Raw genomic sequence first — 22,234 nt, forward strand, 5'->3', positions numbered from 1 at the left:
CGGAATGGAAAAGAAACTGACCTATGGTGTATGGGCGGTACGAAGCAGCACTTCTATTTTCGGACCAGCACAAAGCTGGTGCAAGGAAAATGGAAAACCGTTGGAATTTGATAGCAAAGCCGATGCTGAAAACTATGCAAAGGAAGCCAACGAGCATACGACGGCAAATGTCCGATACTATGTGAAAGAAAAAGAACCGGAACCCGGTGCTGTTCGGAAAGGAACATCTCAACCGGAGCTGGATGCACGCAGCCATGAAGAAGTGACACCAAGAAATGATGCAGCGGAAAAACAAAATGAGATTCCGGGCAGACAGATTCCTTCTCAAACAGATCCGCTGGTAGAAATCCGCTCTGCGGTTCATAGTAATTACGCAGGCATGGTCGCTATGCTGGGTGCAGACAACCGTGTATATTTGGGGCGTGAGGAACGCTGCCATTATCAGGATATGCAGCCATCTTACTATGACAATCAGGACGGGTCCCTGTGCTTTGTCTGTGATCAACCCGACATGTATTATTTTCTTTATGGAGAAGGCTGGGCGCATACCCAGGCGGAAATGCTGGAACGAGGGCTTACCCTGCGCCAGTATGAAGAATTTGCAAGACTGCAAAATGGGATCCTTGCACAGTTTACCACCCAAAGAGAAATCCTGTTTGCCGGACAGCCGTTTCAGGCGCCGGAAAGTTATCTTCGCAATGCGGAACTTTATGAGGAAGGCCAGACCGGCAACTACAATATGCTGGATGGCAGGCTGAACAACGAACCTCCTGTGCGCCCGGATCTGACAGACGGACAGACGGATGAAGAAATCCGGGAGTTGGTGCCGGAAGCAAAGCCGTCTTTGATGGACCGTTTGAAAGCAGACAAACCGGAGCATGAAGCAAGGCAGATGATCCCTCCTGTGCCGGAAAGGGAACTCTGATGGCCGGGGTAAGATTTGAGGATGTAGATCTTCTGGGTGCTCTTTCCCGTATCGTAGATCTTCATACCCAACATTATAAAGATGACTTTGACCTGGATAAAGAACTGATCTCAAAACTGGCTGTGTCAGACCGTTCAGAGGATAAACAGCTTCTTTGGATGTCACGCCCCTGCGGAACCTATACCCTGCGCGAACGGGAAGTTTATCTGGATGGAAGCCATGAAAATAAAGTGTGGCGGTTTTACCAGGAACAGACAAATGATCCCGTTTTGGCTTATGCCATCTCTTTGAAAGAAGTCAGGGACGGAAAAATATTTGGCGATCTCTATCCGCTAAATTATAGAGAACATGTGGAACGGATGAAAAAGCTGACCTGTCCAATCGGAAATGTAGCCGTTGCATTTGAGGATGGAAATGTTATCACGATTCCCTATCAGGAACGGAGACAGCTTATGAACCGGCTTATGCCAGAGCATGGAGTCCCTAAAACAATGACTTATCTGCCGGAAAATGAGCCGGAGCTGATGATGATCCTAAAACGGGAACGCCTCAAACGCAGCTATCATGCGACAGCCGGAAATCTGGAGGAATATCTTGATAAGCTGGAAAAGACCACCCTGCGGGAAAAACTCAAAAAAGCAAAGACGGCGGTTTCGACGCAGGAGGTCTCATCTTATAAAAGAGGGTTAGAACGATGAAGGGCGGGCATAACAAAAAATCTGTTCGCGTCGAATTTGTCATGTCCGAAGCGGAGGCCGAACTGGTAAAAGAACGCATGGCGGAACTTGGCATTACCAACCTGTCGGCATATCTGCGAAAGATGGCCGTAGACGGTTACATCATTCACCTTGATATGGGAGACATTCAGGAAATGATCCGACTTCTCCGCATTTGTTCCAATAACTTAAACCAATATACCAGACGGGCCAATGAGACCGGCAGTATTTATGCCGCAGATATAGAGGACATCCGCACCCGTCTGGACAGCCTTTGGGATGGCATGGACAAACTGATCCGGGGATTTGCAAACATTTCATAAACAGCCGGAAAGCCGTTGCTTTCTATTTTCCGTCACGGTAAAATTTTTATAAGGGCAGATGCCCTTCTGAAAGGAGGCAAAGCGTATGCGTTTGATAGGTAAATTACTGGCACTTCCCTTTATGCTGGTTACGGGGATTCTTTATCTGGTATGTAAATTTTTGGTGGTCCTTTCCGGTGCGGTACTTGGGATTCTTTCCGGAATCATCTTTCTGGCAGCATTGGTGCTGTTCTTTGCCGCAGGATTTTTGCCGGGTCTTGCATGGCTTATGATCGCCTTTCTTATCAGTCCATACGGTCTGCCTCTGGCGGCTGCATGGCTGGTAGGGATCATTGGCGGGGCAAACAGTGCCTTAAAGGATTTTATATTTGATTAAGTAGATTTGGCGGGGCGCATAGGAAGCCCCGCTCTTTTTCTGCAATTATAACTTCTCTGATTGAAATTAAGTTAAGGGGGTGACGAAAATAGCGACCACAAGACTGATGCCTCTGCATGTAGGAAAAGGTCGGGACATCTCTACTGCGATTGCAGATATTATTGATTATGTAGAAAATCCGCAGAAAACCGATTTTGGAAAATTCATTTATGGCTATGAGTGTGATACCCGGCTTGCTGATGCAGAGTTCCTTCTGTCCAAACGACAGTATGCAAATCTAACCGGCAGAAATCAGGGTGCGGATGATGTGATCGCCTACCATCTCCGTCAGGCATTTAAGCCCGGCGAAGTTACGCCGGAAGAAGCCAATCAGATCGGCAGGGAGCTGGCGCTAAAACTCACAAAAGGAAACCATGCCTTTGTCGTCTGTACCCATGTAGATAAGCACCATGTCCATAATCACATCATTATCAACTCTACTACACTGGACTGTCAGAAAAAATTTCGCAACTTCTGGGGCTCTACCTGGGCAATCCGGCGAATGAATGACAAGCTGTGTTTGGAGCATGGACTTTCGATTGTTGAAAATCCAAAACCCAGCCGGGAGCATTATGGCACATGGCTGGGAAATAAAAAGCAGCCTTCCTTTCAGGAGCAGATACGCATTGCTATTGATGCTGCATTAGAGGAAAAGCCAAAAGATTTTGAGGAACTTCTAAAGAAGCTGGAGGCTGCCGGGATTGAAGTTAACCGTGAAAGAAAACATCTTCGGTTCCGAGTTCCGGGACAGGAAAATTATACCCGATGCGATACGCTCAAAGGCGATTATACAGAACAGGCCATCAAAGAACGGATTGCCGGTACACGGGCAGTAAAATCCCGCCATGCTTCTTCAAAAAAACCGGTTTCCAAAGTTGGATTGCTGGTTGATATTGAAGCTGCGATCCGTTCCGGCAAAGGTCCCGGTTATGAGCGTTGGGCAAAAGTGTTCAACTTAAAACAGCTTTCTCAGGCAGTGCTCTACTTAAAAGAACATGGCGATATGGGTTATGAGGATCTTCTGGAAAAAGCCAACGCCGCTACCACTAATTTCAATACCTTATCCGTTCAAATTAAAGATTTAGAGTCAAGAATGAACGCCAATGCTGAGCTGCAAAAGCAGATCGTAAACTATGCAAAAACGCGGGCTGTCTATGTAGAATATCGCAAAGCCGGGTACAGCAAAAAATACCGAACAGCACATGAGTCTGAAATTCTGCTGCACCAGGCGGCAAAGAATCATTTTGACGAGTTGGGAATCAAAAAGCTCCCCTCTGTCAAATCTCTCCGGGAGGAATACACCAATCTTCTGGAACAAAAACGGAAAGCCTATTCTGCCTATAAGCAGGCCAAAAATGATATGAAAGAACTTCATAATGTTCGGGCTAATGTGGAATATCTATTGGAGATTTCTTCCCCGCCACAACCGCAGCGCAGCACAGAAAAATCCCGTCAATAAGGTTTGTCTGCTTTTCGTTTTCAGCGTTCCAACGGAACGCGCAGCCATTGCCACCGGCAATGATCTCAGGGGTTTGGGGATATGTCACCAACAAGCATTTAGCAGGAATTCCGGAACGGGATTTCTGCTAAATACGCAATCTTACGTAAGATTGCATTGCTTGCCAGTAGTTTTAAGAGTCTTTGGCAGAGGATCTGTTTACAGTTGCCGCATTGATAAACCTTTGATAACTGCCTATAATAGAGTTATTATTTTGAACTGCTATAACAGAGAAATGCAAAAAAATAAAATTTTTTGTCCGCTGTAACATTTCGCGGACATTTGCCTGTTATACTATCTGCAAAAAGCAAAGGAAGTGAGGATATGAAGCAGATTTTAATTGTCGAGGACGACAGTTTTTTGAATAAGATGTTAGACTATAACCTGACCGCAGACGGCTACGGCGTGACTTCTGCCCTAAATGCCAGAACCGCAGCCGACGCCATCCGCCAGCGGGAATTTGATTTAGTGCTGCTGGACATCAACCTGCCAGACGGCAACGGTTTTGAGCTGTGCAAGCGGATAAAGCCCCAGCACCCGGACACTATTGTAATTTTCCTGACCGCCAACAATCAGGAGAGCGACCAGATACGGGGCTATGAGGTGGGGGCGGTGGATTACATCACAAAGCCCTTTGTGATCGGGGCCTTGCAGCGAAAAATCAAAGCCATGTTCGCCATGCTGGAACACCACAAACCGGCCAAGGACATTTACGACGACGGGCGGCTGTTTCTGGACTTCTCGGAGCAGACGGCCTCCTTAAACGGCAAGCCACTGACCCTATCCCCGATGGAGTATAAAATGCTGAACCTGTTCCGCAAAAATCCCCGGCAAGTGCTGACCCGTGGGCAGCTTTTGGAAAAGCTGTGGGATATAGACGAGAGGTTTGTGGACGAACACACCCTGACAACCTCCATCAGCCGGATTCGCAGCAAGATCGAATCTGATGGCGGCGCGCCCTACATCAAGACCGTTTACGGTATGGGCTATCAATGGACGGGAGGCGAGGCAAAATGAAGGTTAAGAACCTCTCGGTAAAGCGGCTGTTTGGCCGGGTGGCAATAGGGCTTGTCCTCTCCATGTCCGGGATCACCATAGCCCTGTTTCTTGTGACAAAACAGACGGCGGTGCTGCTGACTGGCGGGGCGCTGTTGCTGTGCGCCCTTGTGGGGATTTTTGTACTGACGCAGGCGTTTGGAAAGCGGCTGTCGCAGTTTACCGCTGACCTGTGCCAGACCTTAGACCACATGATCGCCGGGAATGAAGCGCCCCAGCGCCCAGAGGACAGCGAAACCCAGCTTGCCAGAATTGGACATCGGCTGGCAAGGCTTTATCAGATCATGCAGGAGAACCGCCGCCGGGTGGACGAGGAACGGCAGGAGTTACAGACCCTTGTATCGGATATTTCCCATCAGGTGAAAACGCCGGTAAGCAATCTGAAAATGGCGACGGACACCCTGCTGGAAAAGTCTATGACCGAGGCGGAGCGCACCGACTTTATCCGGGGAATCCGCAGCCAGACGGATAAGCTGGACTTTCTCTTTCAGGCCCTTGTGAAAACCTCCCGGCTGGAAACAGGCGTGATCCAGTTGGATAAGAAGCTGGGCCGCCTATTTGATACTGTGGCGCAGGCCATGAGTGGGATCGTGTATGCAGCGGAGAAAAAGGAAATTGCCGTGTCCGTGGACTGCCCGGAGGATTTGACCGTTTCCCATGACAGCAAGTGGACATCCGAAGCCCTCTTTAACCTGCTGGACAATGCGGTGAAGTACACCTCGGCGGGCGGGAAAATCGCTGTGTCGGTGGTGCTGTGGGAAATGTATGTGGAGATCAAAGTGACCGACACCGGCAAGGGCATTTCCGAAAGCAATCAGGCTGCCATCTTCCGGCGCTTCTATCGTGAGGAAGAAGTACACGAACAGCAGGGCGTGGGCATTGGCCTGTATCTGGCCCGCGAGATCGTAACCCGGCAGGGCGGCTATATCAAAGTGGTTTCGGAGCCGGGCAAGGGTTCGAAATTTTCTATTATGCTGCCTACAAAATAAAACGCGGCGGACGGCCATTTCCGGCTGCCCGCCGTAAATTTTTTTGAAATGTCCGAGCGTTGTAACATTTCACCCCGATTTTCAATGAAATTTTTTGGCCGCTGTAACATTTCGCGGACATTTATGGTTTACCATTATGCTATCACCCAAAACAGGAGGCAAAGACCATGAAAAAAACGATGGCAATTTTATTTATGGCTGCTGTGACGCTATTGATACCATGTACGGCTTGTCAAGCAGCAGAGAACCACAATGAAGTACTGACACAAGAAAACAAGGAGAACGCTATTAACGGAGGATATACCATTACAGATATTACCGACCCCGTTGAAGTTCAAAGCTACATTGAACAGCAAGGCGGTGAATACACTGCCGATATTATGGCTGTTCATCAGGTTACATTTACCGATTACACTGTAAACGACATCACAAATCCGGCAGAAATCAAAGCCTATCTGGAAAGTCAGGGGCAAGAATATAATGAGAATATTACCGCTATTCATCAGATCACTTTTCTTGACGAGGAAGCAACACAAGAGGTTTCCCCTTACGAAGTTGGAAAAAATGAATACTTTGTAAAAGGGTTGAACAAGTCTCCGAAAACTGATTATGGAGATATAATTTATCAGAACATCTTTCCTGCTGGAAAAGTTATGATTTCTGAAAGTACCACACTACGCTCCAAAGTCGAAGCAAACGCAGGAGTGGATGCACAAGTTCTAACAGGACAACTGGGGTTTGAAGTAGAAGGTACAATAGAACGCACGATAGCATGGGAACAGACCTACGCATATCGGGTAAAAATCACTGCATATCCAAGATACCAAGTATATACCGGAGAACTTTGGGAGAATGATCCCGTCCTCGACGATCATATCGGTGACTTTGAAGTTTGGAAAGCCGTTGGATATGACATTGTAGATTCACGAGGATAATTTTTTATGGGGGATGTATGGGTGAGCATTCCCCTATTTTCTAAAGAATTGAAATGTCCGAGCATTGTAACATTTCACCCTGATTTTCAATGAAATTTTTTGGCCGCTGTAACATTTCGCGGACATTTGGGGTTTACAATGACCTTATCAACAAAAGTGAGGAGGCGACACAATGGAACTGACCCCGACCTTGATTTTGAATCTGGCGCTGCTGATCGTCCCGCCCGTTGCCCTTGTGCTGGTGTTCCGGCAATGGCTGGCCCGGCACATCCGCTGGACGGTTGCCTTGACTGCCCTCTGTGATGTTCTCCTATTTTGGGATGAACTGTTTTACTATGAGAGCTTCGGACTGTTCGCTGTGCTGATTCTGGTACAGTTGGCGGCCACCGGCACAGCAGCGTTCCGCATTTACAACAAACAAAGAAAGGATTGAATTTTATGAGCATTTTGCAGACTATCGACCTGAAAAAGTATTACGGCACAGAGCCGAATATCACCCGCGCCCTTGACGGTGTGAACTTCTCCGTAAATGACGGTGAATTTGTGGCCGTTGTGGGAACCTCCGGCAGCGGCAAGTCCACCCTGCTTCACATGATGGGCGGGCTGGACACCCCTACTTCTGGCAATGTCATTGTCCGGGACAAAGAGCTGTCGAAAATGAACGACGAACAGCTCACCATCTTCCGCCGCCGCAACATCGGCTTTATCTTCCAGAACTATAACCTTGTTCCCATCTTGAATGTGTATGAGAACATTGTCCTGCCGGTGGAGCTGGACGGGGACACGGTGGATCAGAAGTTTTTGGACGAGATCGTTCACCTGCTGGGGCTGGAAGATAAACTGAAAAATATGCCGAACAATCTTTCCGGCGGACAGCAGCAGCGTGTGGCTATCGCCCGCGCCCTGATTACCAAACCGGCTATTGTGCTGGCCGACGAGCCGACCGGCAATCTTGACAGCAAGACCAGTGCCGAGGTGCTGGGTCTTATCAAGCGCACCAGCGCAGAGTTCCGGCAAACTGTTGTGATGATTACCCACAATGACGACATAGCCCGTCTTGCAGATCGGATTGTCCGCATTGAGGACGGAAAGATTGTAGAGTAAGGAGGTGGCAGGCTATGACATGGCCTTTTGAGAATGATACCAGCGCCATTACAAAGAAGCTGGCAAATAAAAGTTTGAAAAGCGAGAAGCGCCGGAATCTGATGGTAGTGATTGCCGTTGCGCTGGCGGCATTTCTGATCTGCTTTACGGGAATTGTGTCTACTTCCCTGACACAAATGCAACGCAATCAGGTTCTCGATACTTATGAGGCGGTCTGGCTGGGCGTGGAGGAAAACGACATTGAAACCCTGAAAGGAGTGCCGGAGTTTGAGCGCGTAGGCGGCTACTATATGCTGGGTGAGGAGCTTTCAGAACAGGGCTATCATGCCTCTTATGTATATAATGACGCAGAAATGATGGAGATTGGGCGCGACCAAATGAAGCTATTGGAGGGGAAGCTGCCCCAAAAATCAAATGAAGTTGTCGTAAGCGAATACTTTCTCTCCACCTATGGAAACAATGCCAAGATCGGGGACACTGTGACCTTAGATACAGAGAGTTTTCATGGTGATTATGTCGTTACCGGCATTATGGACAGCGTAAATGAAAAAGAAGCGAATACCTGCGCTATCATTATCTCTAAAGCTGCTTTGGTGGGATGGGCAGGGTTTAACCCCGCTGGGTATCGCGCCTATGCCCATTTCAAAAACAGCGTCCAGTTGGACGAAGAACTGATGACCTCTTATTGCAGGGAGATTGCGGAGGAATATCAGCTTTCTATGCCCAAAATGAACAGCAAATATTTTGCTTATGCTTCTAAATCCTTTGATTTTTTACCGATTGTTGGTGTGATTGTTATTGTTCTGAACGGCGGCTATATTGTGATCCAGAGTATCTTCCGTATCTCCATCAATGACAAAATCCAAAGCTACGGGCAGCTTCGGACGATTGGTGCAACGCCAAAGCAAATCAAGCGGATTGTAAAGCGGGAGGGGCGCAAACTCGGCAGTATCGGAATTTTGATTGGTACAGTGTTGGGCGTATGTGGCGGTTTTCTCCTGTTTCCTAAGGGTTTTAACGCTGTTTCCTATGTGGCAATGGTTATTTTGACACTCATAAGCAGTTGGATCATGGTATCTGTTTCCATCCGTAAGCCGGTAAAAATTGCGGCAGGGATTTCCCCGATTGAAGCCGTCCGTTTTACCCCAGCGCAAAAGAATATCCGCAGCCGTAAAAAGAACATCAAGCTCAATCCTGTTTCAATGGGAATTGCAAATTTTAAGCGCGACCGAAAAAAGACCGTTGCTATTGTAGCCTCATTGAGTTTGGGCGGAATTATCCTGCTTGTGGTATCCTCCATTGTTTTGCTGCGCTCCCCAGAGGCACTTGCAAGACGATTTTTCCCGGATGGCGACTATAAGATTTATTTGGATTCAAAATTGCCAGAACAAGAAGTTATGGCAGCGGGAAATCCGCTGAATAAGGAATTAAAGCAGGAAATCTTATCTATTGATGGCGTTACAGATATAATTCCAAGCAGGCAATCTCTCCATGCAACCGTTAAGACCAACATTAATCAAACCTCTGGTATGTGTGATATGCTGAACGACCAGAATTATGCGGCAGTTGAAGCGGCTTTGACGGAGGGAACGATGCCAAAAGATTCCCACAGCATTGTACTTGAATATACTATACTAAATCACTATGAAGATATGGGGGTTGGTTCGACAGTTGACTTTTATTTTGGAGATGGACAACCGCCTGTTTCTGTTACCATATCGGGAGTGTATAATTCAAGCAAGGTATATACAGGACATGGAAAAATGCACCTCGATGGAGCGATCCTTTTTGCACCAGAAGCATTGTTCCACGAACTGTGCCCAGAAATCACTTCTTTTGATTTTTCATGGAGCATTGTGAATGACCCGAAAAAAACGGACTATGTGGGGGCTGAATTGAAAAATATTGTAGTCGCTCATACTGATATTGCATTAGATGATATTGATACTATAATTGAGTATGAAAAAATGATAAACTCTTTTGCGTTTGGCAGTATGGAGATACTTTCATGGCTGGTATTCCTCTTTGGCGTTATCAACCTTATCAATACGACACTCTCTAATCAGATGGCCCGAAAGCAGGAAAACAGTATTCTGCGTTCCATTGGTCTGACCCAAAGGCAGCTATACAAAATGAACATCTGCGAGGGGCTGTGCTATGCGCTCTTTGCAACATTGGCGACACTGATCGTTGGGCTTCCGGCTTCCATCTTTGCTTGCAGAAAAATGAGTGTAGGTTCTTTTGCCGGAAATGTAGTGCCTTACAAATTCCCGGTTTTGGAAATGGGACTGTTCATTCTGGTATTGTTCGGAATGGAGCTGATCTTGTCTGTATGGACAATCCGCAGACAGAAAAAACAATCTCTGATTGAACAAATGCGGGCGATGGAATAACCGTATGGGATTGGCGGGGCGGCGTGTGCTGCCCCGCTTTTTCCGCCATTTCTCAAAAAATTTTTGAAATGTCCGAGCGTTGTAACAATTCAGCCTGTTTTTTTGTCGAAATCAAAGGTACCTCGGACATTTGTGTAACATTTGTAGTTTATGCTTGTGGTAAATCAATATTGGGGGTGAGGACACATGAAAAAGATACTGCTGATCGACGACAGCGACACCTATACATGGTGTCTGCAAAAATACTTACAGCACCGGGGCTACCCGGTGAAAACGGCTTGTACGCTGAAAGAAGCGCGAGCTGCCATTCAAGAGGAAATGCCGCTGGTGGTCTGCTGTGATCTCGACCTGCCGGATGGTTCCGGCATGGACTTTCTGGACGAGGTGCGGATCACAGATAAGAAGCTGCCTTTTATTCTGGTGTCCTGCCATGACAAAGACGACTACGAACAGGAGGCCATGCGCCGGGGCGCGACGCTGTGCATGGACAAAATGAAAGGTCCGCTGCTGCAAGATAAGCTGGTGGAATACGCCTACCGGCAGTTGTCCGGCGAAAAGGCCCCGACTTTTCACAAGCTGCTCTTTGTCCATGCGGAAGATACCAGTGCCGGAGTGCTGCGGGCGGCTATGCTGCAAAAGGGCTTTGACCTGATTCTGGTTTCCTCGATTGGGGAGGCCAAGCGCCGGATTTTTGAGGATAAGGAAATTGAACTGGTCCTGTGCGATCTGGAACTGCCGGACGGCACAGCAATGGAGCTGTTTCATACGCTGCGGCGGGTGGCGGGGATGTTCCAAATGAAGAATCCCCCTGTCCGGCTTCTGCCGTTCTTTATCCTCACCGAGAGCAACGACCTTGCCACGGAATATGAATACCGGCATGAGGGCGTGAACGACTATATCACCGCCCCGGTGAATATCCCGGAGCTGATCCGGCGGGTTCTGTTCTTTGTGGAATGAAATCATTATACATATAAAAATATGTCTTTATGTCTTTGTAGTGGACAGGATAGACGCTTTTTTATGAGAAATTGGTCAGGACAGTAAATTTATTGTCCCGACCAATTTTTGCTATTATGAACTTTTCTTAAACTATATTGCTTTTTGAAACTCTGTGTGTTATACTGTTATACACAACAGCATAACAGTTAAAACACACGGAGGATGCAGCAATGAAACTGATTATTTCAAATGTATCTGGCGTCCCCATATACGAGCAGATTAAGCAGCAGATCAAGGCGGCTATTTTATCCGGCGAGCTTCAAGCCGAAGAAACTTTGCCCTCCCTTAGAACACTTGCCAAAGATTTAAAGATCAGCGTCTTAACAGTGACAAAGGCATACACAGAATTAGAGCAAGAGGGTTTTGTTAAAAATGTGCAGGGGCGCGGATGTTTCGTAATGGGTTCTGGTTCAGAACTGATTAAGGAGCAGCTCATTTGCAAAGTAGAAAACAATCTCACCGAAGCAATAAAAGCTGCAAGAATGGCAAATCTATCCACAGAGGAATTACATCGCCTTTTGGACATTTTAACGGAGGTAAAAACAGATGACTAATTATTTAGAGGTAACGAACCTTTCAAAATCTTTTGATTTTTTCCAGCTTCACAATATCAGCTTTACTTTGCCAAAGGGATATATTATGGGCTTGATCGGCCCGAATGGTTCAGGCAAAACCACGACAATCAAACTGATTTTGAATATGCTCAAGCGCACCGGCGGCACAGTCAAAGTGATGGGGCTGGATAATATCGCAGAAGAACAAAAAGTAAAATCAGAGCTTGGCGTTGTTTTCGATACAAATTATTTCAGTGATGATTGGAAAGTGTCGCAGGTTGAAAAATCCATTTCGGTATTTTATCCAAATTGGGACAGCCAGAAATTTGCGGATATGTTACGGAAATTTCACATTGTACCAACCAAAAAGGTAAAAGAACTTTCCAAAGGTATGCAGATGAAGTTAATGCTTGCCTGTGCGTTTTCATACGATGCCAAACTGCTGATCCTCGACGAGCCGACCAGCGGACTTGATCCGGTTTCCAGAGACGAACTTTTGAAAATTCTTTCAGAGTATATTGAAGATGGCGAGCATAGCGTTTTGTTCTCCACCCATATCACAGGCGATTTGGAGCGTGCGGCTGATTATATTACCTACATCAGTTATGGCGAGTTATTCTATACTGGCAGCAAAGATGATTTTGTGGATATGTTCCGCATTGTAAAAGGTGGAATTGAGGAACTGTCCGATGATCTGAAAAATAAGGCGGCTGGTATTCGTACATTCCCTACGGGATTTGAGGCACTGATGAAAACCGAAGATATTAACGGTTTCTCCAACCTGACTATTGAGCCTGCCACCATTGATGAAATTGTAGTGTTTACAAGCAAGAAAGGTGACGATTATGAGTAATATTTTGAAATCCACAAAATTAGATATTGCATTGGTAAAACCATATTTTAAGACAATTTGCTTTACCCTGCTTCTGCCGATTGTGTTTGCCGCAATCAATCGTTCTTTACTGACAGGGGTATCATTTGCCATGTGCTTTATTGCCATGACGACAGGATATACCTTTTCCATCACAGAGAAAAACAGCATGGATCGGCTGTTTGGTATTTTACCTGTTCGTAAAAGCGAGCTTGTGATCGGACGCTATGTTTTCGTCCTTGCCATGGGACTTCTTTCCCTGATTATTTCTTTGATTGCACAGCCGCTTGTCTTGAAAGTGCTGGGTGAAACAGTTGGCGTATTTGACATTGTGACTGCCGCTATTGCAGGAGTATTCTTATTTGCACTCTATACCGTGTTCCAGATTCCAGGATATTACAAGTACGGCTCAATCAAAGGACGGGTATTTATGTATATTCCAGTGGCCGGTTTTTTGGTGACTTTACTTCTTCTCTCGAAAATGCCAGCTATCGGGAACTCAATTATTTCAAGCGTTGAATCTTCTCCGATACTTCCTGTTTTGATTGTGTTTTTTTCTATTGTCGCGATGTATGCGGTTTCTATCATCTTGTCCATTCGGATTATGAAGAAGAAAGAAATGTGAGGTGATTGTATGGATTTCACAATTTTGGCAGTTGTGCTTTTGATTGGTGTTGGCGTTCCTATCCGTAATAAACTCATACGGAAATATCGGGATAAGAAGCAAGATGAAAAGAAAAATATGCCAGAGTAATTTATAAATAGCAGCACCGGAGAGTGGAGTTAGTATTTCCTTTCCGGTGCTGATTTTACATTTAGGACAATTCTGAAACATTTTTTATACTGGAGGTAGCAAGTCGTTATATCATAAAGCTTGGAGTTCTGTTATGTTTTGGATCGTTATTGACTTCTATTACGGTTAGTGATATATTTATTACAGTAACCGTAATAAGGAGGCAGGTGTTATGCGGGACAATGCGAAAGGTGGTGCGCTCACAGAGGTGACATTCTTTATTTTGCTCTCCCTTTATACCCCGAAACATGGATATGCTGTCATGCAATTTATTGAAGATAGTACAAAAGGGCGGCTCACGCTGGGGGCAGGTACTTTATATGGTGCGTTGAACTCGTTGCAGGAAAAAGGCTGGATTGCGCCTTTTGGAGATAGTGCGGGACGGAAAAAAGAATATCTCATTACAACACAAGGAAAAGAAATTGCAGAAAAGGAACTGATAAGGCTCAATGAACTTGTAGGAGTGGCCAATGGAATTATTGGAGGTGCAGTATGAGCAAAAAGTGTTATCGTTTCTTTGGCGGTTTGTTGACTGCCCAGGAACATTGGCTGAATAAAATGTCTGAAAAGGGCTATCGTCTGATTCGGGCGGAAAAAATGTTGTATGAATTTGAGGCGTGTAAACCGGATCAGGTAAAATACTGCGTGGAGTTTATCGCGCAAAAATCGAAAGCCAACGCGTCCGATTATCATGAGTTTTTAGAGGGGATGGGTTACAAAGTATTTTATAAAAACATCAACTTGAACTACTCTGTTGGTAAAGTACGCCTACGGCCATGGGCTGAAAAAGGCGGACGCATAGCAACAAATGCCACCACCTTTAATCGGGAACTGTTGATCGTAGAAAAAGATAATGACGGTAAGCCGTTTGAACTTCATACTTCTTATGAGGACAAGGAAAACTATTACAGAAATCTGCGTAATCCGTGGTTGCTGATACTGCTCATGTTTGCAATATTTGCGGTTGTAAATCGCTCGGTAGTTTTTGGTGTGCTTGCCCTGGTTTCTCTGATTCCTGTTCTCGTATATCAAACCCAGGTGATGCAGAACAAACGCGAAGGTAAGACAAAAGAATGGTGAGGTATTTATATCATGAATGAACGAGAAAAAACGATCCGATTATGGTTTGATATGTGGCTCAATCAGCAGGATATGGGCATTGATGATATTTTTACAGAAGATGTGATCTATACAGAAAGCTGGAGTCCCCAGTATAACAACCGAAAAACAGTAAAGCATTGGTTTCAGGAATGGAATACCCGTGGCAAGGTAGTTATTTGGGAAATCAAGCAATTTTTTCATAAGGGAGATCAAACGATTGTAGAGTGGTATTTCAAAAATGAAATGAACAATGGAAGTATAGAGGAATTTGACGGCATTTCTTTGGTTGAATGGACAGAGGACAATAAAATAAAGGCATTAAAAGAATTTGGGTGTAATCGCAATACCTATAATCCATACCAGGAAGGCGATACCCCTCAATTCAAAGCAGAAAAAGCGAATTGGTTTTGAATTGAGTGCTTATGGAGGTAAAAACATGATGTATCGGACAGAATTAGTAGAAGGAATTACCGTGGAAAATGTAATAGAGAAAATCAATGCAAAAATAGAAGAAATGGAAAAGGAAAGCTATCGACTTGTTACGATGTCTTTTTGGGGAACCGAAAGAGCTGTACTGGTTTTCAAAAAAGGGTTAAAGGGTAGTTTGCTTTAACATATATACTTGACTTATTCGAATGTCAATGGGAGAATGAGCAACTGCATATCGTATTTTTTTTACGGAGGCTGATATGAAAGAAAAAATATTGATAATAGAAGATGATCCGTTGATACGGAATGAATTGAAAACGCTGCTGCAAAGCAACGGCTATAAAACGGTGGCTCCGGAGGATTTTTCCGATGTGATCGATCAGATCAAAGCTGAGCAGCCACACTTGATTATACTGGACATCAAGCTACCGGGGACCAGTGGCTTTTCTCTCTGCACCGAGATTCGCACATTTTCCGAAGTGCCAATCATCTTTGTGACAAGCTGCAACACGGATATGGACGAGCTGAATAGCATTATGCTGGGCGGAGACGCTTTTATCACGAAGCCCTATAACACAGCGATCCTGCTTGCGAAAATCGCTTCTCTGCTGAAAAAAGCCTATCCCACACAGCAACGGGAACAGATGGTCTATGGAGATGCGGTGCTGCGTCTGGAATCCAGCAGTCTGGACTATCATGGACAGAGCGTAGAGCTTACCAAGAACGAATTGAAAATTCTCTATTACCTTTTCAAGAACGGAGGAAAAATCTGTTCTCGTGGAGATATGATTGAGTATTTGTGGGACAATCAGTTATATGTGGATGACAATGCTTTGAGCGTCAATATCAACCGCATCCGGGAAAAACTGGCGGGCATTGGTCTGACGGATTTTATCAAGACAAAGCACCGACAGGGGTACACGATATGAACAGCAGACGATATTGGAAAAACAGGCTGCCATTTCTGCTGACGAACCTTGTTTGTATGGCTGCACTCACTGTATTTCTGCTGGTGTGTGGCAATTCGGTTTCCGCAGTAGTATTGATCCTGATTGTATGGGCATTGATTTTGCTGGCTGGACTTGTCCTTGCTTACTGGAAACGGAAACGGCAGATGAAAAAACTTCTGGATATGGCGGAGCAGCTTTCCGAAAGATACCTCATTTCCGAAGTGATGGAGCTGCCGGAACAGGCCGAGGATCAGGTTTACTATCAGCTTTTGAAAATGGCCGGAAAATCCATGTTGGAGCAGATTGGAGAGATCGAGCGGGAACGCCTGGAGTACAAGGAATACATTGAACAATGGATTCACGAAATCAAAACGCCCATTACTGCCATGAAACTCCTATGTGAAAATCATCGGATGGACTGGACAAAAGAACTTCTGCTGGAGCTGGAAAAGACCAACCGCTTTACCGAACAGGCTCTTTATTACGCCCGCAGCGAACATACAGAGAAAGATTATTCTGTACGGGAAATGGCGCTGTCCCAAGTGGTGCATGGGGCGATTGCAGATAACAAATATCTGCTGCTCCAAAGTGGTATGCGCCTGGAAGTGGAGGAAATGCAGGACACGGTTTATTCAGATGAAAAGTGGGTGCGCTTTATTCTGAACCAACTGATTGCCAATGCGGTCAAGTATCGTACGGAACAGCCGGTTCTCCGCATTTCTACTCATAGACGGCAGGATCAGGTTGTTCTTGTCGTGGAGGACAATGGAATCGGGATTGCTGCGTCCGATCTGCCCCGTATTTTTGAAAAGGGATTTACCGGTCAGAATGGTCGTCTGATTCAGCAATCCACAGGAATTGGTCTGTATCTGTGCAAACGGCTCTGTGAAAAGCTGGGCATTGGCATTACGGCGGAGTCGTCGGAACATGGCACAGCTATTTCACTTTCTTTTCACATCAACTGTCTGATTCATGAAGTGCAGAGCTGAGAACTGTTCTGCACTTCTTACATTTTTGTTAGAACTTTGTAAGAAAACTTGATACAAACGAAGCCGCTCTTATTCTACAATAGAGATCAGAGGTGATAACAATGAAAGAAATTTTGAAACTGGATCATATCCAAAAATATTACGGAAATGGCGGGAATGTTACAAAAGCAATTCAGGACATCAGCTTTTCCGTTCGGGAGGGGGAATTTGTAGGGATCATGGGCGCATCCGGCTCCGGCAAGACCACCCTGCTCAACTGCATTTCTACCATTGATACCGTCAGTGCGGGACATATCTATCTGGATGGAACCGATGTGACGGAAATCAATGAAAAACAGATTGCCCGGTTTCGCCGGGAAAATCTTGGCTTTGTGTTCCAGGATTTTAACCTGCTAGACACGCTGACCATTTCGGAAAACATCGCCCTGGCGCTGACCATCAACAAGGTTCCAGCAGGCGAGATCGATGGGCGGGTGCGGGAAATGACCGGAAAGCTGAATATCACGGATATTCTGGACAAATACCCCTATCAGGTGTCCGGTGGTCAGAAGCAGCGGTGCGCCTGTGCCAGAGCCATTATCAACCAGCCTAAGCTGATTTTGGCGGACGAACCCACTGGCGCGTTAGATAGTCACTCGTCCCAGATGCTGCTTTCGACAATCCAGAGTATCAACGAAGATCTCGGAGCCACGATTCTGATGGTGACACACGACGCTTTCTCGGCAAGCTATGCCAATCGTATTCTCTTTTTGAGGGATGGGGCAATCTTTACAGAAATTTTCAAAGGCAGCGATTCACGCAGGACTTTCTTTGAAAAAATTCTGGATGTCCTCACCATGATGGGAGGGGGCGTGAGTGATGTACGCTAAATTGGCACTCCGTAATATCCGCAGAAGCCTGCGGGATTATATCATTTACTTTGTGACACTTACCTTGACTGCGGCATTGATGTACTCATTTTTGGCATTGGGCTTCTCATCAGATGTTCTTGCTATGGCAGAAAATATGTCGATGCTGACTACTGGAATTCTGCTTATGTCAGCTCTGGTTGCTTTTATGTCCTCGTTTGTGATCGGTTATGCGATCCGTTTTATGCTGGGACGACGGAAAAAGGAATTTGCAACCTACGAACTGATTGGCATGGAAGCAAAGACAGTACGAAATTTGTTCCTTGCTGAAAACAGCATCATCGGCACAGGAGCTTTTCTGCTTGGTTCTTTGGTTGGTACAGGACTTTCCGGTTTGCTGAATCAGGTGGTAAAAAATATCTTTGAGGTGCCGCATACCTATCAGGTTTCCTTTTCTCTCCAGGCATGGGCAGTAACATTTTTGTTTTTTGCCTTGATGTATGGTTTTGGGATGCTCCGAGCAGCAAAGATTATCCGGCATCAGAAAGTAATCGATTTGCTGTATGATAACCGCAAGAATGAAGAATACCGTTTCAAATCATTCCGCCATAGTCTTTTGGTAGTATTGCTTTCAATAGCCGCAATGGTTGCAGGCGTGATTTTGCTTGGGCGAATGCTTCAGACACAAACCAATGAAGCATTTTTGTACCTTGGCGGAGCCTGCCTGCTCATTCTGGTGGGTGTTTACGAGCTGCATCGCCAGATTCCGCTTTTGCTGCACCGATTTGCAAAACAAAATCTGCGCCATAAGTACAAAGAAGAAAATCTGTTCTTCCTGGGGCAGATTGGGCGGCGCATCCATTCTGCTGGCCGGACAATGGCTGTGGTGGCGATTCTTTTAACCATATCCCTGGCAACCATGTTTGTGGGACTTACAATGGGAGCAGGCTACAAAGCCAACATGAAAGCCTATTATCCCTATGATGCAGGCGTGGCGATTGATGCACCTTTGGAAAAATCCAACATGGATTCCATCGTTTCCTTTACAAAGGAGCATTGTGGAGTCGAGGATTCTGTGAGCTATTATCTGTATGCGGTTCCTGAAAAACCGATTGAAGCCTTGTCCTTGTCCGACTATAACCATCTGCGTGAAATCCTGGGGCTTTCTCCTGTTGTCATGGGCAACAACGAATTTTTGGTTCATTGTGATACATGGAACTATATGGACGGAATCCGGCAGGGCTTGAAGCAGCAGCCGGAGATCACATTAAATGGTCGAACCTTGACTATTGCAGAGACACCAATCCTGACGGAGCCGATGGAGCAGTATCAAATGGCCGGAACGAAGGGATATGTACTTGTTCTGCCGGATGAAGCAGCTTCACAATTAGTCGGAGAAAAAATCCGTCTGGCGATGAAACTGGAAGATGGCGGATACCCGGAATTGAAAAGCGACTTGAAGCAATTCCTGAACAGTGGGAAATGGCAGCCGGAATTGCAGTCCGGTCAACAGCTCCCGGAAAAAGTAACGATGGGTGTTACAGTAAAGGCATGGGGCGTTGCCAATTCGCTGACTGGATTTACAGCTATTTCATTCTGTGGATTGTATTTAAGCATTATTTTTATTATTCTATCCTGCTCGGTTCTTGCATTTGAGCAGCTTTCTGCCATAGACAAAAACCAGAAGAATTATGCAGTCATTGACCGTTTGGGTGTACCGGGCCGCAGGCAGGCTTCCCTGATCCGCAGGGAACTGTCCACAGTCTTTTTGATCCCACTACTATTCCCTCTTTTGCTGACGGTTTTGCTGATAGCAGGGGCACAGTTCTTTTTCGGAGAGGCAATTTTGCAGCAGGGACTTGTACCTCTTTATGGTCTGGTGACGATCCTGCTATTCTGTGCAATCTACTTGACTTATTTTGGTGCAACAATGTTCTTATTCAAACGGGTTATTCTTCGGCCGGAAATGAGATAAATGATATATTTTTTGTAAAATGCTTTTGTGGAGGTGATGTGATGGGACATTAGCTGTTTTTGATATAGAAGAATCCGGCAAACAGATTGGCGAAAAGTTATTTCTGCTTCTTAACGAGGAACAAAAGAATGCTCTAATGCAATATATTTTGGAACAAGGAGTCTGTCATGGAACGGTATTCAATTCCTGTCACACTTTCTCCGCAGCAGAGAAGAATCCTCTTACAGAAATACAAGAAGGCGAGCTTTATCTATGTCTGGAACACCGCACTGTCAGGGTTAGGGAACGGATTATCAACTTGACAAGTAAGGAGTTTGATATACTGGCATTGCTCATTGCCAATCCCAAACGTGTTTTTACTTACGAACTGATTACCGATTTGGTTTGGAAAGAGGATTGTGATTTCTATTCGAGAAAAGCGATTCATAATCATATAAGTAAGTTGCGTAAGAAATTGCGTTTTGAACCGGATCTTCCAAACTACATTGAGAGTGTCGCCGGGATCGGCTATAAATTTGAACATCTATAACATGAGCCCACAAGGTGTTGTTTCCCCTTGTGGGCTTGCTTTTTGCAGCATATATTCTAAGAGCAGAATATGTAGAAAATTGCGAATATAAAGAGTAAAAAGCGAATATCTGCGGACTGATAAAGGAAACATAACCGATATAATTTTCTCCCAAGGAGGTATCAAGCAGCCAATTCAGGTTCCTCCTTGATGGGAGGAAATGCCTATGCGTCTATGCAACACAGATCTGCAGATAAACTGCTTTACATTCAGTCACCTATACGTCGTAGTCCAGCTCGTATGGATTGCGGCGTTTTTGGTTTCGACAAAGTTTGAGCATTTTCGCTGTCAACCTCCCGGAAAAATTTCATACTGTTGCTTTGGCGCGCCTGTTCTTTGTACGGGCGCGCTTTTTTGTACCCTTTTTTTAATCAGAAAGAGACTTAGACCTTATCGCTGCCGCAGCCCACCCTCTGATTTCGATTTTTGCCATCAACTCAAACATCGAAATTGGAGGAAATTACTATGAAGAAAATCAATCTTCGGGATTATTACCCGTATTATACACAGGACATGATCGTTGAGGTGCCGGATGAAGTTGCTTTGTTGCTTCGGGAATATATGTTGCTGGAAGAAGCCTATCGGATTCGTACATACCGCTATAAAGCATTTTACTCTCTGGATCGAGACGAAGGTATTGAGCGTGAGATATTGCAAAAACCTCTTAACCCGGCAGAAATTTGGGAACAGCGTCAAATGACGGAGTTGATTTATAAAGGTCTTTCCAAACTTCCGGTAAAGCAGCGCCAACGAATCTATGCACACTTTTTTCTTGGCATGAGTAAAGCGGACATTGCAAGAGCTGAAGGAACAGATGCTTCTTCTGTTCGCAAGAGCATTAACCGTGGTTTGCACCAGTTAAAAAAATATTTTGAAAAAATTTAGCTTGCCCCGCCCTTTTTTGACTGAAAAATGTACTGAATAATAGAGGGACATATTCGGCGGGACAAGCCGGACGGGTGTGGTAAGGAAGCATATACGTCCCCCCACCCCAACTGTAATATCAATTTGTCTGCCATGCCCCTTGCTTGTTCCTTGACAACCGAATATACGCTGTTACAGGTACTTCATTCTGTGTTCCGAGCGGCAGATGGGGCGGCGCGGTGATAGGCGACCTAAGGAGGTGATGAATCCAGGCTGTCCGAGCGATAAACGCAACCTACGAAACCGGCTATGGCAAGCCGGACGCGATAACGACACAGATCATAATGGTACTTCTTCACAGCTTCCTAAAGACTTGGGGAGAGTTCCTGCAGCGTTTGCTTGCTCTGGCAAAGCGGCGGCGTATGTGGGACTATGATGCGGTGACGCTACCCGCAGCCTGTAACAGCCCCGTCCTTATAACAGAAGGACTTGCCGGGGTGCGTGGCAAATACGGCAGTAAAATCGAAATCAGATATAATGGGCCGGATTTATGTGTGTAATAACCATAGATCCGACCTATTCATATGGTTTTGATAACACAGTTTTCAGAAGGGAGTTGATACTATGGAATTGAACACCATTGTCAGTGAAGTGGGTACGCTGGTAGACATTCGGGATGTCTCTGTCAACAAAGAACTTTCCCGTGATGAACGGATTGCAGAATTTGTTCAGCAAATCAAAAATCCATACCATTTTAAGTGTGGACGTTTTACTGTACAAGCCAGTTTTTCTGCTGAAGGTGCTACCCTGGAAGAATGTATCAAGGGTATTTTGCGATAGCTGCAATTTTAAGAAAGGGGCTGACTTTTCCGTAAAAGCATGGTAGAATAAGAATCGGAAAAGGAATTGAATATGGACTAACCACACTTCTTGAATTGC

26 protein-coding genes are annotated in these 22,234 nt (G+C 45.5%); all 26 read left to right on the plus strand.

The window, feature by feature from the left end; translation table 11 throughout:
- The first annotated feature begins 4 nt into the window (after positions 1-4).
- Positions 5-925: a DUF4316 domain-containing protein gene (locus tag KFE17_09735; GenBank protein ID QUO31160.1), complete on the plus strand. Its 921-nt coding sequence runs from the start codon at positions 5-7 to the stop codon at positions 923-925.
- On the plus strand, positions 925-1,623 hold the full coding sequence (locus tag KFE17_09740) for a hypothetical protein (protein QUO31161.1): 699 nt from the start codon (positions 925-927) through the stop codon (positions 1,621-1,623). Before KFE17_09735 ends, KFE17_09740 begins: the two co-directional genes overlap by 1 nt.
- Positions 1,620-1,964: a plasmid mobilization relaxosome protein MobC gene (gene mobC / locus KFE17_09745; GenBank protein ID QUO31162.1), complete on the plus strand. Its 345-nt coding sequence runs from the start codon at positions 1,620-1,622 to the stop codon at positions 1,962-1,964. The genes KFE17_09740 and mobC overlap by 4 nt, the downstream gene beginning before the upstream one ends.
- 85 nt (positions 1,965-2,049) lie before the next feature.
- A complete protein-coding gene (locus tag KFE17_09750; GenBank protein QUO31163.1) occupies positions 2,050-2,340 on the plus strand; it encodes a hypothetical protein in 291 nt (96 codons plus the stop codon).
- An 88-nt stretch (positions 2,341-2,428) separates the two neighbouring features.
- Positions 2,429-3,838 carry a relaxase/mobilization nuclease domain-containing protein gene (locus KFE17_09755; protein ID QUO33687.1) on the plus strand — a complete coding sequence of 470 codons (1,410 nt, stop codon included), beginning with the start codon at positions 2,429-2,431 and terminating at the stop codon, positions 3,836-3,838.
- 363 nt (positions 3,839-4,201) lie between these two features.
- Entirely contained in the window at positions 4,202-4,894 is a 693-nt protein-coding gene (locus tag KFE17_09760; protein ID QUO31164.1) for a response regulator transcription factor, read from the plus strand.
- On the plus strand, positions 4,891-5,922 hold the full coding sequence (locus KFE17_09765) for a HAMP domain-containing histidine kinase (GenBank protein ID QUO31165.1): 1,032 nt from the start codon (positions 4,891-4,893) through the stop codon (positions 5,920-5,922). Before KFE17_09760 ends, KFE17_09765 begins: the two co-directional genes overlap by 4 nt.
- A 167-nt stretch (positions 5,923-6,089) precedes the next feature.
- A complete protein-coding gene (locus KFE17_09770) occupies positions 6,090-6,857 on the plus strand; it encodes a hypothetical protein (GenBank protein ID QUO31166.1) in 768 nt (255 codons plus the stop codon).
- A 172-nt stretch (positions 6,858-7,029) separates the two neighbouring features.
- The gene (locus tag KFE17_09775) at positions 7,030-7,290 is read left to right on the plus strand and encodes a hypothetical protein (protein ID QUO31167.1); all 261 of its coding nucleotides are present in this window, start codon (positions 7,030-7,032) and stop codon (positions 7,288-7,290) included.
- A gap of 5 nt (positions 7,291-7,295) precedes the next feature.
- Positions 7,296-7,961: an ABC transporter ATP-binding protein gene (locus KFE17_09780; protein ID QUO31168.1), complete on the plus strand. Its 666-nt coding sequence runs from the start codon at positions 7,296-7,298 to the stop codon at positions 7,959-7,961.
- A 14-nt stretch (positions 7,962-7,975) separates the two neighbouring features.
- Positions 7,976-10,354 (plus strand): FtsX-like permease family protein, encoded by a 2,379-nt coding sequence (locus tag KFE17_09785; protein ID QUO31169.1) that lies wholly within the window; start codon positions 7,976-7,978, stop codon positions 10,352-10,354.
- 186 nt (positions 10,355-10,540) lie between these two features.
- Positions 10,541-11,311, plus strand: coding sequence for a response regulator (locus KFE17_09790; protein QUO31170.1), 771 nt, complete (start codon positions 10,541-10,543; stop codon positions 11,309-11,311).
- A 212-nt stretch (positions 11,312-11,523) separates the two neighbouring features.
- Positions 11,524-11,907: a GntR family transcriptional regulator gene (locus tag KFE17_09795; protein QUO31171.1), complete on the plus strand. Its 384-nt coding sequence runs from the start codon at positions 11,524-11,526 to the stop codon at positions 11,905-11,907.
- Positions 11,900-12,760 (plus strand): ABC transporter ATP-binding protein, encoded by an 861-nt coding sequence (locus KFE17_09800; protein ID QUO31172.1) that lies wholly within the window; start codon positions 11,900-11,902, stop codon positions 12,758-12,760. Before KFE17_09795 ends, KFE17_09800 begins: the two co-directional genes overlap by 8 nt.
- A complete protein-coding gene (locus KFE17_09805; protein ID QUO31173.1) occupies positions 12,753-13,403 on the plus strand; it encodes an ABC-2 transporter permease in 651 nt (216 codons plus the stop codon). Before KFE17_09800 ends, KFE17_09805 begins: the two co-directional genes overlap by 8 nt.
- A gap of 340 nt (positions 13,404-13,743) precedes the next feature.
- Positions 13,744-14,067: a PadR family transcriptional regulator gene (locus KFE17_09810; protein QUO31174.1), complete on the plus strand. Its 324-nt coding sequence runs from the start codon at positions 13,744-13,746 to the stop codon at positions 14,065-14,067.
- Positions 14,064-14,651 (plus strand): DUF2812 domain-containing protein, encoded by a 588-nt coding sequence (locus KFE17_09815; protein ID QUO31175.1) that lies wholly within the window; start codon positions 14,064-14,066, stop codon positions 14,649-14,651. The genes KFE17_09810 and KFE17_09815 overlap by 4 nt, the downstream gene beginning before the upstream one ends.
- 12 nt (positions 14,652-14,663) lie before the next feature.
- Positions 14,664-15,083: a nuclear transport factor 2 family protein gene (locus KFE17_09820; protein ID QUO31176.1), complete on the plus strand. Its 420-nt coding sequence runs from the start codon at positions 14,664-14,666 to the stop codon at positions 15,081-15,083.
- Positions 15,084-15,108: 25 nt separating this feature from the next.
- Entirely contained in the window at positions 15,109-15,285 is a 177-nt protein-coding gene (locus tag KFE17_09825) for a hypothetical protein (protein ID QUO31177.1), read from the plus strand.
- A 76-nt stretch (positions 15,286-15,361) separates the two neighbouring features.
- Positions 15,362-16,030 (plus strand): response regulator transcription factor, encoded by a 669-nt coding sequence (locus KFE17_09830; GenBank protein QUO31178.1) that lies wholly within the window; start codon positions 15,362-15,364, stop codon positions 16,028-16,030.
- Positions 16,027-17,040, plus strand: a complete 1,014-nt coding sequence (locus KFE17_09835; protein QUO31179.1) for a sensor histidine kinase — start codon at positions 16,027-16,029, stop codon at positions 17,038-17,040. The genes KFE17_09830 and KFE17_09835 overlap by 4 nt, the downstream gene beginning before the upstream one ends.
- Positions 17,041-17,141: 101 nt before the next feature.
- Positions 17,142-17,909, plus strand: coding sequence for an ABC transporter ATP-binding protein (locus KFE17_09840; GenBank protein ID QUO31180.1), 768 nt, complete (start codon positions 17,142-17,144; stop codon positions 17,907-17,909).
- A complete protein-coding gene (locus KFE17_09845) occupies positions 17,896-19,863 on the plus strand; it encodes an ABC transporter permease (GenBank protein QUO31181.1) in 1,968 nt (655 codons plus the stop codon). The genes KFE17_09840 and KFE17_09845 overlap by 14 nt, the downstream gene beginning before the upstream one ends.
- Positions 19,864-19,999: 136 nt before the next feature.
- On the plus strand, positions 20,000-20,392 hold the full coding sequence (locus tag KFE17_09850) for a winged helix-turn-helix transcriptional regulator (GenBank protein ID QUO31182.1): 393 nt from the start codon (positions 20,000-20,002) through the stop codon (positions 20,390-20,392).
- Positions 20,393-20,896: 504 nt separating this feature from the next.
- The gene (locus KFE17_09855) at positions 20,897-21,316 is read left to right on the plus strand and encodes a sigma-70 family RNA polymerase sigma factor (GenBank protein QUO31183.1); all 420 of its coding nucleotides are present in this window, start codon (positions 20,897-20,899) and stop codon (positions 21,314-21,316) included.
- Between the two features lie 603 nt (positions 21,317-21,919).
- Positions 21,920-22,135, plus strand: coding sequence for a hypothetical protein (locus tag KFE17_09860; GenBank protein QUO31184.1), 216 nt, complete (start codon positions 21,920-21,922; stop codon positions 22,133-22,135).
- The last annotated feature ends 99 nt before the right edge of the window (positions 22,136-22,234 follow it).

It is taken from the genome of Faecalicatena sp. Marseille-Q4148, from assembly GCA_018228665.1.
In the GTDB taxonomy this organism is placed as follows: Bacteria; Bacillota; Clostridia; order Lachnospirales; family Lachnospiraceae; genus UBA9414.